This window comes from Azohydromonas lata NBRC 102462 (assembly GCF_001571085.1).
In the GTDB taxonomy this organism is placed as follows: Bacteria; Pseudomonadota; Gammaproteobacteria; order Burkholderiales; family Burkholderiaceae_C; genus Azohydromonas; species Azohydromonas lata.
This window is the reverse complement of record NZ_BCTC01000028.1, coordinates 50702-65006: the sequence shown is the minus strand read 5'-3', so window position 1 is coordinate 65006 and position 14305 is coordinate 50702. Positions and strand designations below refer to the sequence as shown.

Annotated in this window: 3 protein-coding genes and 2 CRISPR repeat arrays (1 of these 5 only partly in view); of the genes, 2 read left to right on the top strand and 1 reads right to left on the bottom strand. The window is 61.7% G+C overall.

The window, feature by feature from the left end:
- A CRISPR array of direct repeats spans positions 1 to 4778; the repeat unit is 28 nt; unit sequence GTTCACTGCCGAATAGGTAGCTGAGAAA.
- 350 nt (positions 4779 to 5128) lie between these two features.
- Positions 5129 to 5947 carry a thioesterase II family protein gene (locus ALA01S_RS12265; RefSeq protein ID WP_066336662.1) on the bottom strand — a complete coding sequence of 273 codons (819 nt, stop codon included), beginning with the start codon at positions 5945 to 5947 and terminating at the stop codon, positions 5129 to 5131.
- A 547-nt stretch (positions 5948 to 6494) separates the two neighbouring features.
- Here ALA01S_RS12265 and ALA01S_RS35320 point away from each other — a divergent pair.
- Both ALA01S_RS35320 and ALA01S_RS12255 read left to right on the top strand, forming a co-directional pair.
- Positions 6495 to 8054: a methyl-accepting chemotaxis protein gene (locus ALA01S_RS35320; protein WP_066336660.1), complete on the top strand. Its 1560-nt coding sequence runs from the start codon at positions 6495 to 6497 to the stop codon at positions 8052 to 8054.
- A 179-nt stretch (positions 8055 to 8233) separates the two neighbouring features.
- Positions 8234 to 9064, top strand: coding sequence for an enoyl-CoA hydratase/isomerase family protein (locus ALA01S_RS12255; RefSeq protein ID WP_084267482.1), 831 nt, complete (start codon positions 8234 to 8236; stop codon positions 9062 to 9064).
- A gap of 737 nt (positions 9065 to 9801) precedes the next feature.
- Positions 9802 to 14305: direct repeats of the CRISPR family, unit length 29 nt; unit sequence CGGTTTATCCCCGCTCGCGCGGGAAATAC (it continues 105 nt past the right edge of the window).

Genomic DNA, 14305 nt, shown 5'->3' with positions numbered 1-14305 from the left:
GTTCACTGCCGAATAGGTAGCTGAGAAATACGAGACGCTGGCCGACATCGTGGGCTTCGGGTTCACTGCCGAATAGGTAGCTGAGAAACTGCCGGCGTGGTGCTCACGGGCGCCGAGATCGTTCACTGCCGAATAGGTAGCTGAGAAAAAACGAGAAGCCCGCCATGGCCGCCCCTTACAGTTCACTGCCGAATAGGTAGCTGAGAAATGCGGCCGGTGGCTTTTCGCCGATGGTGGACTGTTCACTGCCGAATAGGTAGCTGAGAAAACGCTGGGCGCCGCGGTTGCGGCGGTGCCGGCGTTCACTGCCGAATAGGTAGCTGAGAAATTCTGGGTATGTTTTTGTCGCTCCTGGCGGTGGTTCACTGCCGAATAGGTAGCTGAGAAATGGAGCAAAACCATATTCAACGATAGATTTCAAGTTCACTGCCGAATAGGTAGCTGAGAAAAGTGGCATCAAGCTGCTTCTGCGCCGTGGCGAGTTCACTGCCGAATAGGTAGCTGAGAAAAGCCGACACGGTGAAGCCGGTCGCGATCGGCGGTTCACTGCCGAATAGGTAGCTGAGAAATCCAGGCGCAGCGTGTGCGTCTCGCCGGTGTTGTTCACTGCCGAATAGGTAGCTGAGAAATTGTCCCAGTTGAACACCAGGAGAGCCAGGTCGTTCACTGCCGAATAGGTAGCTGAGAAATGATCAGACGGCTTCGACGATGGCCATGAACTGTTCACTGCCGAATAGGTAGCTGAGAAAAGTACTGGCTGTCGTGGAGCAGCTCACAGATGGTTCACTGCCGAATAGGTAGCTGAGAAATGCAAGCCAAAGGCGTTCAAGCTCATCGCGGCGTTCACTGCCGAATAGGTAGCTGAGAAACTGACGGCCCGTCCGTTCATCGACACGCTGCCTGTTCACTGCCGAATAGGTAGCTGAGAAATTGAAGGAAACCACCTTTGCCGAGTTGCGCATGTTCACTGCCGAATAGGTAGCTGAGAAATCGCCAGAGTCGCCGACCTTAGGGTAGAAGTTGTTCACTGCCGAATAGGTAGCTGAGAAAATGAAAACCATAAGGGAGGGCGGCGCAATGGCGTTCACTGCCGAATAGGTAGCTGAGAAAAACGAAATCTTGGGCATCGTGGACCTGGGCACGTTCACTGCCGAATAGGTAGCTGAGAAAATTGGCAAGCGCTGGCGCGACAAGAACCCGGAGTTCACTGCCGAATAGGTAGCTGAGAAAACCGTCTGCACCCACCACGCGCGCACGTCGCCGTTCACTGCCGAATAGGTAGCTGAGAAAACCGCGCGGCGGCGAGCTACCTCGTGCACCAGGTTCACTGCCGAATAGGTAGCTGAGAAACCGGCATTGACGCTGATGCTCAGCGCGGACGAGTTCACTGCCGAATAGGTAGCTGAGAAAGTTGAAGAACAGCTTGTGCCCGGCCGCCTTGGCGTTCACTGCCGAATAGGTAGCTGAGAAAAGCGGCCGTTTGCCGGGTTGCTGCTGGGCTTGGTTCACTGCCGAATAGGTAGCTGAGAAATTTACGTCCACCGTGAAGCCGTGGAAGTGCTGGTTCACTGCCGAATAGGTAGCTGAGAAATCGTGTGCGGCTCGCTCGCCCTCGCGCAACGTGTTCACTGCCGAATAGGTAGCTGAGAAAAATTGATCGCGGCGGGCATTAACCGGCCGGTCGTTCACTGCCGAATAGGTAGCTGAGAAAAGCGCGGAGCGGGCGTAATCCTCCATGTCCGCGTTCACTGCCGAATAGGTAGCTGAGAAACTGGTGATGCCTGCACGCGCCGCAGCCGCGGCAGTTCACTGCCGAATAGGTAGCTGAGAAATTTCAGCCAGGCAGGCCGCGGAGCGGGGTTTGGTTCACTGCCGAATAGGTAGCTGAGAAACCATGCCTACCTGACCCCTTTCAAGGCCAAGGGTTCACTGCCGAATAGGTAGCTGAGAAACTGGTGATGCCTGCACGCGCCGCAGCCGCGGCAGTTCACTGCCGAATAGGTAGCTGAGAAAGCTGCTTGCCGGTCGCGCCGGCAGGGTCGTTGGTTCACTGCCGAATAGGTAGCTGAGAAAATCCAGCACGTGGCGCCGGACTCGGGACCGGCGTTCACTGCCGAATAGGTAGCTGAGAAACGTGATGACGGCTGCCGGCCGCATCATCAACGGTTCACTGCCGAATAGGTAGCTGAGAAATATGACATCGGTGGCGAGTACGCCGAGGACTTGTTCACTGCCGAATAGGTAGCTGAGAAATGGCTGGTCGACCTGGGGTTTCTCGCCGACACCGTTCACTGCCGAATAGGTAGCTGAGAAATTGAGCGGGCTTTTTTTCGTCTCGAACATTGATGTTCACTGCCGAATAGGTAGCTGAGAAATTTCGACAATGGCAGGCGGAAAGCCGGTGCCAGGTTCACTGCCGAATAGGTAGCTGAGAAAAATGCGAGCGAACTTTTTAATGTCACGCTGTCGTTCACTGCCGAATAGGTAGCTGAGAAACTGGCGCGAGGTGATTTCTTCGGCGCGGGTGAGTTCACTGCCGAATAGGTAGCTGAGAAACAGCGGCGGGCCGAGCGCCTAGCCACCGATCCGTTCACTGCCGAATAGGTAGCTGAGAAACTATTACGTCCGCAATCTCTTGGACAGTGCGCGTTCACTGCCGAATAGGTAGCTGAGAAATCTGAGTGGATGACGGTCCACGTTTTCCCGCCGTTCACTGCCGAATAGGTAGCTGAGAAATGGTCCGGCAGCCCAAAAACCATGCGGGGCCGGTTCACTGCCGAATAGGTAGCTGAGAAATTGCCCGGCCGGGGCGAGTTCGTCATCGCAATGTTCACTGCCGAATAGGTAGCTGAGAAAGGCGAGAAGGGCAACCACCTGGTGCTCATGTGGTTCACTGCCGAATAGGTAGCTGAGAAAATCACGCCGCGGCGGCGGAAGATCACGCCGTCGTTCACTGCCGAATAGGTAGCTGAGAAAAGGCGCAGCCACTTCTCGAAGCTGAAGTCGCTGTTCACTGCCGAATAGGTAGCTGAGAAACAGTGGGTGGACGGCGGCCAGCAACTGGACCCCGTTCACTGCCGAATAGGTAGCTGAGAAATTGCCCTTGCCGCCCACGTCCGGCAGGTTGAAGTTCACTGCCGAATAGGTAGCTGAGAAACTGGAATTTGATCGGGCAGAACTCGGCGCCGGCGTTCACTGCCGAATAGGTAGCTGAGAAATGGACCCTGCCGGCATCGTCACGCCGGCTGGCGTTCACTGCCGAATAGGTAACTGAGAAAAAAGCGTCAACAAGTCACAACGAGTGCACCTGGTTCACTGCCGAATAGGTGGCTGAGAAAGGTCCCCGCAGCCGGCGACGTGATCAGAATTCGTTCACTGCCGAATAGGTAGCTGAGAAATGGGCATGCAAGGCCTGGAGTTGCAGTGGACCGTTCACTGCCGAATAGGTAGCTGAGAAATGGGCCGTGCGCCAGGTTGAGCCCGCCTGGGTGTTCACTGCCGAATAGGTAGCTGAGAAATAGCAAATCGGCTCAGGACCTGCTGATTGCCGGTTCACTGCCGAATAGGTAGCTGAGAAACAAAACAAATCAAACATGGGGCGGTCCTCTCAGTTCACTGCCGAATAGGTAGCTGAGAAACAGCGATATATGACATGGCCAAGGCCATGAATGTTCACTGCCGAATAGGTAGCTGAGAAAAAGGTCAAGGCCGAGAAGGCCAAGGTGGGCCCGTTCACTGCCGAATAGGTAGCTGAGAAATGGTAGGTCTCCAGCGTGCGCATCCAGCGGCTGTTCACTGCCGAATAGGTAGCTGAGAAAACCAGCGCGCGCAGCGTGCCGCCGTGGCTGAAGTTCACTGCCGAATAGGTAGCTGAGAAATTGATGCTCTGGTGACGAAAGTCCGGGCCAACGTTCACTGCCGAATAGGTAGCTGAGAAATATGCGCAGTCACTGCGCGAGGTGCTGGCCAAGTTCACTGCCGAATAGGTAGCTGAGAAAGTCAGAATGTTTCGACCCAGCGCCGTTATTGCGTTCACTGCCGAATAGGTAGCTGAGAAAATGCGAGGTGCTCGCGGCCCACCACGTCCGACGTTCACTGCCGAATAGGTAGCTGAGAAAAGCAGTTGGAAGCTGCGCAAGGCCGACGGTGGGTTCACTGCCGAATAGGTAGCTGAGAAATTGAGGGCCTTGGGCGCGGCCACGAGGTCCAGGTTCACTGCCGAATAGGTAGCTGAGAAAACGGCGCCCACCGTCAAAAGTTGGTTGCCCGTGTTCACTGCCGAATAGGTAGCTGAGAAATGGTTGATGACGTCCACGCCGGCGGAGTCGCTGTTCACTGCCGAATAGGTAGCTGAGAAATGCGGACAACAGGCCGGTGAGGAGGCCACTACGTTCACTGCCGAATAGGTAGCTGAGAAATGCGTTCACTCGCGGAGCTTCTCGCGGTCGACGTTCACTGCCGAATAGGTAGCTGAGAAAAATACTCGGGTCCTCGCTCTAGCATTTCCTTTGTTCACTGCCGAATAGGTAGCTGAGAAATTGACGTTGCCGCGAGTCCACTCGGGCATGTAGTTCACTGCCGAATAGGTAGCTGAGAAAGATCTATGCAGCGATCAAGCAGCAGATCCACGGTTCACTGCCGAATAGGTAGCTGAGAAAATCATCCCGGTGCTGGGCTTCGAGCTGTGGGTGTTCACTGCCGAATAGGTAGCTGAGAAAACCGTCAAAGCAACGACCGCCCGCTGATGACCGTTCACTGCCGAATAGGCAGCCGTGGAAACTTGCCAAAGCATTCATCGCCCATGAGCGATATCCAGGGCCGCTGAACTAGCACTCGTGGATACCCGCTTTCGCGGGTATGACGTAATGGGGCGCGGTGCGTGTCTGGGGAAACGGGCGCGGGTTGGTTTTTCAAAAACGCAGTTCGCGGCCAGTTTGAGGGCCGCCTGCGCGGGAATGACAATGCGGTGAATGCCGCGGCGGGGCGGCTTGCAGCGGGTATTCGCAAACACGGCCGTGGCCGCGTGGAGATTTGCTGGGGCGGCGGATTTTGGGCCAGCGCAAATATGGAATCGGCCGGCCATTCGGCCCGCGAGCGGGCCTCCTACAAGTGATTGCCGGGGGTTGGGTCAGCCGGGTTGCATGCCCGGCGCGGGGCCGCCGGCGTCCGCGTTCCAGGTTTTCACCTGGCCCGCCTTGCAGTGCTGCAGCAGCGTGGTCACGAAGGCCGGCAGCTCCCGGCGGTGGCCGTTGATGAAGAAGCGGTCGCCCAAAAACTTGCGCATCACCACCGGGCCCGTCGCATGTGCGCCCCAGGCGGTCAGGGACTCGTCGTCCACGTCCCGGTCTTCGGTGCCGCTCATCAGCGCCATCGCCACCGGCAAGGGCGGCTCGGCCCGCGGCTCGTAGCGCTCGCACAGCGCGTAGTCGGCCCGCACCGCCGGCAAGAACAGCTCCAGCAGCTCGCCGTAGGCCAGCAGCTCCGGCGCCACGCCGCCCAACGCGCGCAAGTGGTCCACCAACTTGCCCTGCGGCCATTGGCTGCAGGGCGGGTCTTGCGGAATCAGGAAGCTCTCGGGCGAGCGTGCGCCGGAGAGCAGCAGCGCCACCGGCAACGCCAAGCCGCGACGGCGCGCCACACGCGCCAGCTCAAACGCCAACAGCGCCCCCATGCTGTGGCCGTACAGCACATACGGCTCCTCGGCCAGCGCCGGCAGCTCGTCGGCCAGCGCCTCCACGATGCTGTGCACGCTCGTGTGCGCCTCCTCGGCGCGGCGCTTGCCGCGGCCAGGCAGCGCTACCGTCCACAGCTCCACGTCGTCGCCCACGCAGCCCTCCAGCCAGCGATAGCAACGCAGCGGCGCACCGGCATGAGGAAGCGTCAGCACGCGCAGCGCGCGGCTTTGCGCGGGCACGGTGCGTAAGGGAAGAAACCAGCGGGCAGCCATGACGTTCAAGGCGGACGCCCGTGTTGCCGGCGTCCCGTGTTGCGCAAAGAAGCAACAGTCTCCGCGGCGCCGCGTTACGCCACGCTGACTCAAATCGTGCGGTGCGCCACAGCCGGCAACGTGCCGCCCGCCAATGCGGCGGATTTCACGGTTTCCGTCAGCGCGGCGTCCAGCGGCGTTGACGGCAGGGGGGCAAGTGCTTCTGGCAGGTGCGAGCCGTATGGCCGTGCACCGCGAGATCCACGGCAACCGGCTGGTGCGCCGGGTATCCGACTTCCTGGCACGAGGCCGTGCCCGCGGAACTGGCGGCGGCGCACGGTGGGCAAGCACCCGCGGCGCTGTCTGCGCGTCTCACAGGGGCGCGGTCTGCGTGAATTCCCACACGGTATGCATGCTGAGTTTGTATCTAAGTTGTGTCGGCGGCTCAATTGCCCCTGGGTTAACCCGATGGTCAGGCGCACTCCGCCTTCTTTTGACCGCTGACGGTTTTGTGCTGCCCGGCGCCTAGCCGCCGGCGGCCAGCTGCGTCGGCTCCTCGATTCCCTCCATGAACTTCCTGAACAAGCTTCGCCTCGGCACGCGGCTGGGGCTCGGATTTGCCGTTGTCCTGGCCCTGCTGCTGGTGGCCGTGGGCACGGCCGTGCTCAGCCTCAACCAAGCCGATGCCGCCGCGCGCCGCACCGTGGAGGTGGACATGGTCACGGCCGATGCCACCGCCACGCTCAACACCTACACCCGCGCCAATGCCCGGCGCACCATGGAGCTGTTCTTCGCGCGCGACGAGGCGCACGCCGACAAGATCCGCCAGATGATCGCCTTCAACAAGAAGAAGGTGACGGAGTCGCTGGAGACGCTGGAGCGGCTGGCCTACTTGCCCGAGGGCAAGGCGCTCGTCGGCAAGGTCAAGGAGGCGCGCGTGGCCTACGTGGGCTCGTTCGGCAAGGTGTCGGAGCTGCTGGCCGCGGGCCGGCGCGACGAGGCCAACCGGCTGCTGATGGACGAAACGCTGCCCGCCATCGACGTGCTGCAGGAGCACGTGGAGGCGCTGCATGTGCGGCAGCAGGCGCTGGTGAAGGACAGCGCCAACGGCCTGTCCGACAGCATCGCCGCCTCGCGCATGCTGATGCTGGCAGTGGGCGCCGTGGCGCTGCTGGTGGGCATGGGGCTGGCGTGGGGGCTCACGCGCTCCATCACCGCGCCGCTGCACCAGGCCGTGCAGGTGGCGCGCACCGTGGCCGCGGGCGACCTGACCGCGCGCATAGACGTTCAGCGCGGGGACGAGACCGGCGAGCTGCTGGGCGCGCTGCGCGACATGAACGAAAGCCTCACGCGCATCGTCACGCAGGTGCGCCACGGCAGCGAGTCCATCGCCACGGGCAGCGCGCAGATCTCCAGCGGTAACGCCGACCTGAGCCAGCGTACCGAGCAGCAGGCCAGCAACCTGCAGGAAACGGCGGCGGCCATGGAGCAGCTCACCTCCACGGTGAAGCAAAACGCCGACACCGCCAACATGGCCACGCAACTGGCCGGCAGTGCCAGCCAGGCCGCGGAGCAGGGCGGCGAGGTGATGGGCCGCGTGGTGGCGACCATGGAAGAGATCAGCACCGGCTCGCGCCGCATTGCCGACATCATCGGGACGATTGACGGCATCGCCTTCCAGACCAACATCCTGGCGCTCAATGCCGCGGTGGAAGCCGCGCGCGCGGGCGAGCAGGGCCGGGGCTTTGCGGTGGTCGCGGGCGAGGTGCGCAGCCTGGCGCAGCGCAGCGCGGAGGCGGCCAAGGAGATCAAGACCCTCATTGGCCAGAGCGTGGAGAAGGTGGAGGCCGGCTCGCGCCTGGTGGGCGATGCCGGGCGCAGCATGAGCGACCTCGTGACGCAGGTGAAGCGCGTGAGCGACCTGATCAACGAGATCAGCTCCGCCAGCAACGAGCAGGGCCAGGGCATCAGCCAGGTCAGCGAGGCCATTGCGCAACTGGACCACGTGACGCAACAGAACGCCGCGCTGGTGGAAGAAAGCGCCGCGTCCGCCGACAGCCTCAACCAGCAGGCCGCACAGCTGCTGGGCGTGGTGGGCTCGTTCAGGCTCAACGCGGGCGCCGCGTAAGCGCGGCTGGGAATGGCGCGCGCGCAAGGCGTGCGAGGCGGCTGGGGTCGCATAGCACCAACATCAGCTCCCCGCCAACGCCGGTGCGTATCATCACAACTGCCCTCGGCGGCCCAAGCGCAGGACGCGCCTCCCAAGCCGTTGCGGGCGCTACCACTGAGCCGCAGCCCGCACCGAGCATGAGCACGCACGAGCCTTCCTCCCCGCCCGCATCTTTCTCCGCCGACCATCCCGCAGCCGAAGGCGGCCCCGTCGCGCTGCCGCCAGCGCTGTATGTCGAGGGCGCGGTGGCCACCATCACGCTGCGCCGCCCGGCGGTGGCCAACCGGCTGGAGCTGTCGGACCTGGAGGTGTTGCAGGCGCACCTGGCCGAGGTGAACGCCCGTCCCGAAGTGCTGGTGCTGCGGCTGCAGGGGCTGGGCCGGCACTTCTGCAGCGGTTTCAACCTGGGCGACGCGGGCGAGCACATCACCAACGCCGCCGAGAGTTTCGAGGCCCTGGCCGCGGCGCTGGAGGCCGCGCGCCCGGTGACGGTGGCGGTGATCAACGGCGGCCTGTACGGCGGCGCCACGGATTTGGCGCTGGCCTGCGACTTCCGCATCGGCACCACGGCCGCGGAGATGTTCGTGCCCGCGGCGCAGCTTGGGCTGCTGTTCTACCGGGGCGGCATGGAGCGCTACGTGGCGCGGCTGGGGCTGCCGATGGCGCGGCGCATCCTGCTGGCGGCGGAGAAGTTCGAGGCGTCGCAGATGCTGTCCCTGGGCTACCTGGACCGCATGGTGGAGCCGCAGGCCCTGGCCGAAGTGGGCCAGGCCTGGTGCGACCGCCTGGCCGGCATGGCGCCGCTGGCTCTACTGGGCATGAAGCGCCACCTAAACGCCATGGGCCGTGGCGCGCTGGACGAAGCGGCCCTGGCCGCCGACATCGCCCACGTCAACGCCTCGGAGGATTTGCGCGAGGGCGTGCGGGCCTGGCAGGAGAAGCGGGCAGCGGTGTTCAGAGGGCGATAAGACGGCGCGGTTGCTGGCCTGCGTGGAAAGCCCGTTGTGAGCTTGTGCCAGGGAAATTCAGGCTGCTGGGCTGTATAAGCGCCTGAATGTTTCATGTCCAGGCATCAGGGTATTTTGGCTTGCGGTGATTTGACGCATCTCGTCAGCCAATCCTTAACCACCCCCTGACCCGTCATGCCCGCGAAAGCGGGCATCCACCAATACTGATCCAGAGCCCCGATAACTGTGGCCTTTGGGGTGCGGAAACCCCAGGCGTTGCCCGGGCAGCAGAGCACTTGCGTGAGAAATATTTCTGAGCGTGGTGGCAGCGGTGGCGCAGCCCGACTTGTCCCCGCTCGCGCGGGAAATACACGCACTTCTCGACGGACAGGCCCGAGTTCTACGGTTTATTCCCGCTTGCGCGCACCGCTGTCCGGGGAAAACGAACGATGACCGGCACCCTGCTCAATCAAGCACTACGAGTGCTACGGGTGCGGGCTGCAAGAAAAAGAGTCGTCATTCCGGCGAAGGCCGGAATCCACGAGTACCGAGATATCGCCCCGTTGTGCACCGCGGCGTGCCAACAGGTTTCACGCCAGCACCTTGATGCGCGTGAATCCCGGCCTTCGCCGGGATGACGGCGGTTTTTCTTCGGCCTACAGCCCTGTTCGGCAATCGTTACGTTTTCCCCGGACAGCAGTACGCTCGCGCGGGAAATACGCCGTAGCCGTGGCCGTGGACCTGGATGTGCCGGTGCAAGGTTTATCCCCGTTCGCGCGGGAAATGCATTGCCGCCAGTTGATATGAAAGCTGCCACAGCGGTTTATCCCCACTCGCGTGGGAAATGCCGGCACGAATCCTGCGCCAAGTAATGCTGACCCGGTTTATTCCCGTTCGCGCGGGAAATGCTGCGTGCTGCTGGAGTTGGACCGCCTGGCGTTCGGCTTATCCCCGCTCGCGCGGGAAATACGTCGTGCGCGTCCTTCCATGCGTCGGCAACCACGGTTTATCCCCGCTCGCGCGGGAAATACCTCAAGACCGGCGACGTGGGCCCCATGCAGGGCGGTTTATCCCCGCTCGCGCGGGAAATACGGGCTGTCATTCCAAATCGGTGGTGGAAACACCGGTTTATCCCCGCTCGCGCGGGAAATACCGCAGCAGCGGCGGCATGCACTCCACCTCGGACGGTTTATCCCCGCTCGCGCGGGAAATACCGCGGCGCAGCGGGTTGTCCACTGTCGCTGTGAGGTTTATCCCCGCTCGCGCGGGAAATACGCCTGAGGAGCACGGCAATGCCTGACGAGCGCCGGTTTATCCCCGCTCGCGCGGGAAATACAAGCTCGCCGATAACACCCGGTACACACCAGACGGTTTATCCCCGCTCGCGCGGGAAATACTTCTGCGCCGCCCCGGCGCGGGTAATGTCTGCCGGTTTATCCCCGCTCGCGCGGGAAATACGGCGCGGGCTAATTCTTCAGCAATGACGCGAACGGTTTATCCCCGCTCGCGCGGGAAATACCATCAAGTACGAGGCTTGCGCGGCTTCTTTGCCGGTTTATCCCCGCTCGCGCGGGAAATACGTGCTCACGGAGCAGTTGGCTTACTGGATGCGTGGTTTATCCCCGCTCGCGCGGGAAATACAAAGACGTATGACCTACCGCACCATTCACACCTCGGTTTATCCCCGCTCGCGCGGGAAATACGCAGCCACAGAGCCTGATGCCAGGCCGTTGAGCGGTTTATCCCCGCTCGCGCGGGAAATACGCAGCAACCTCGCCCACGCCACCGAGGATGGCCGGTTTATCCCCGCTCGCGCGGGAAATACTGGTTGCCTACAAAAACAGCAGTCTTTACCGCGGTTTATCCCCGCTCGCGCGGGAAATACTCCTCAGCGCACCTGTACGGCCTGGCGGCCGACGGTTTATCCCCGCTCGCGCGGGAAATACTTGTTGACGACCATTCGTCCGTACTCGTAAGCCGGTTTATCCCCGCTCGCGCGGGAAATACCGCTGGGTCGAACCAGGGCGTGAGCCGGGCGCCGGTTTATCCCCGCTCGCGCGGGAAATACTGCACTAACGAATGTTCTTCAGGGACTTGGTGCGGTTTATCCCCGCTCGCGCGGGAAATACGCCGAAAATGATTCTTCGAGCGTCATGCCTGCCCGGTTTATCCCCGCTCGCGCGGGAAATACAAGACCACGCCGCCGCGTAGTCCGCAGAGCTGCGGTTTATCCCCGCTCGCGCGGGAAATACGAGATGGCGTCCATGTGCCACCCGTGCGTGTACGGTTTATCCCCGCTCGCGCGGGAAATACCGTGTTTGTCGGGTGCGGCAACCGTCCTATGACGGTTTATCCCCGCTCGCGCGGGAAATACTCCAACGAGGCCAGCGGGTCCGCATCGTCCACCGGTTTATCCCCGCTCGCGCGGGAAATACTTATTGGATTTTCATCCGCATTCCGGGCATGCCGGTTTATCCCCGCTCGCGCGGGAAATACATCCCACTCCCATGACCACCCCCACCGCCCAACGGTTTATCCCCGCTCGCGCGGGAAATACGTCGCGGGGATTTTGGACAGTTTCGAAATACGCGGTTTATCCCCGCTCGCGCGGGAAATACTGCAGCTCCGCGAGCAGGGCAGCCATGAGTCGCGGTTTATCCCCGCTCGCGCGGGAAATACGGCCTGGAAGACGCGCTGACCAAGATGCTGGGCGGTTTATCCCCGCTCGCGCGGGAAATACTCAACAGATTTGGATGACATGAGTCAGTGCTCCGGTTTATCCCCGCTCGCGCGGGAAATACGCCCCACCGCCCGCCGGCACCGCGCCGGTACTCGGTTTATCCCCGCTCGCGCGGGAAATACTCTCGCTGCGCCTCAACCTGCCGCTCCAGTTCCGGTTTATCCCCGCTCGCGCGGGAAATACGTGCTGGTCGTCATGCCCGACGACAGCTCCTGCGGTTTATCCCCGCTCGCGCGGGAAATACGTCGGCGTGTTCTTCGTGAAAATCCGGTTCCTCGGTTTATCCCCGCTCGCGCGGGAAATACCGGGGTCTGATGTTGTCGTGGCCGACTCCAATCCGGTTTATCCCCGCTCGCGCGGGAAATACCAGCCCTAAGCCATTTTTAAAACGGCTCGCACACGGTTTATCCCCGCTCGCGCGGGAAATACCCGGGACGGAAAACGGTACCGCCGTTGTCGAGCGGTTTATCCCCGCTCGCGCGGGAAATACCTTCACGGGGTTGGTTGTCCATGGCATCCGTCCGGTTTATCCCCGCTCGCGCGGGAAATACCGTGTACTCGTGCTGCAGCAGCGCCTGCTCACCGGTTTATCCCCGCTCGCGCGGGAAATACGGCTGCACTGAGGCGCTGCTGGCAGGCCTGCGCGGTTTATCCCCGCTCGCGCGGGAAATACATGACCGGCTTCACGGGCAGCGGCATTCACAACGGTTTATCCCCGCTCGCGCGGGAAATACGCCGTCGTCGCGCGGGTAGATCATGTGCGCGAGCGGTTTATCCCCGCTCGCGCGGGAAATACGTCTGTCTGTCGACCCGCGAAACCGCCTCTTCCGGTTTATCCCCGCTCGCGCGGGAAATACAGCGACGTCAGGCCATCACGCACCTCGTCGCCCGGTTTATCCCCGCTCGCGCGGGAAATACGTCAGGCCCCCTTGGGGGCCCTGGATTGATCGGGGTTTATCCCCGCTCGCGCGGGAAATACGCCCAGCTTTTGGAGGCGCACGGTGTGCAACACGGGTTTATCCCCGCTCGCGCGGGAAATACCGTTCCCACTCAAGGTTGAGACGCTGCACAAGCGGTTTATCCCCGCTCGCGCGGGAAATACGAATCCAGCGCCCCCAACGAAGCCGCACTTGTGGGTTTATCCCCGCTCGCGCGGGAAATACGCTACGAGATCAATCCCGTCCCAGTAAGTCGGCGGTTTATCCCCGCTCGCGCGGGAAATACGAACGCGACATGATCAAAGTCTCACGCAGCGTCGGTTTATCCCCGCTCGCGCGGGAAATACAATGTCGCGACCGGCAGCCTGATTCACGATTGCGGTTTATCCCCGCTCGCGCGGGAAATACAATTACGGGATTTCTTGGCAGTCTGCTCGACTCGGTTTATCCCCGCTCGCGCGGGAAATACCCGACAGCGCTTGCAATTGCGCCAGCGACAGGCGGTTTATCCCCGCTCGCGCGGGAAATACGATTCACACGTCATGTTTCGGTACGCCCGACACGGTTTATCCCCGCTCGCGCGGGAAATACGTTTATTGACGGCAGACGAAAGGATTGCATTTAGGTTTATCCCCGCTCGCGCGGGAAATACGCTGCCGATGCGTTCGAAATCGGCCGGGAATACGGTTTATCCCCGCTCGCGCGGGAAATACATCAAGCGCCACGTCAGGGCTATATGGCAAATCGGTTTATCCCCGCTCGCGCGGGAAATACGATTTACTAAGGGCTTGAAAATGAACATTAAACGGTTTATCCCCGCTCGCGCGGGAAATACGATTCCGCACCGGACGCGTTTTCTTTATTTGTCGGTTTATCCCCGCTCGCGCGGGAAATACGGTATGACGCTGGCGCAATTGCAAGCGCTGTCCGGTTTATCCCCGCTCGCGCGGGAAATACGCCATATCGTCCTGCGTGCGAATCTCCACGGTCGGTTTATCCCCGCTCGCGCGGGAAATACTGGGAGGCGTCGTCCGGCTGACGCCACGCGGCCGGTTTATCCCCGCTCGCGCGGGAAATACTGCAAGGTGAGCGTTTCCATCATGCCGACTAGCGGTTTATCCCCGCTCGCGCGGGAAATACGAGCTTGGCAGTGCGAAGAATCGCGTAGCAGGCGGTTTATCCCCGCTCGCGCGGGAAATACTTCAGGTGCTCGTGGTTGCGGGCGATGTGTTCCGGTTTATCCCCGCTCGCGCGGGAAATACTGGATGGTCGGCCCCTACGTCATCAAGGCCGTCGGTTTATCCCCGCTCGCGCGGGAAATACGGGCGGCTGGCGCGCAGCGTGGCCGCCTGGTCCGGTTTATCCCCGCTCGCGCGGGAAATACGCCGAAGCGCATCTTCTCGATCATCTGAGCGGCGGTTTATCCCCGCTCGCGCGGGAAATACTGCGACAGGCTCTTTGGCTACAGCACCGACGGCGGTTTATCCCCGCTCGCGCGGGAAATACAGTTCAAGCGGCCCGATTGGATCGACCAATACCGGTTTATCCCCGCTCGCGCGGGAAATACGTGCGGAATGTACCCCA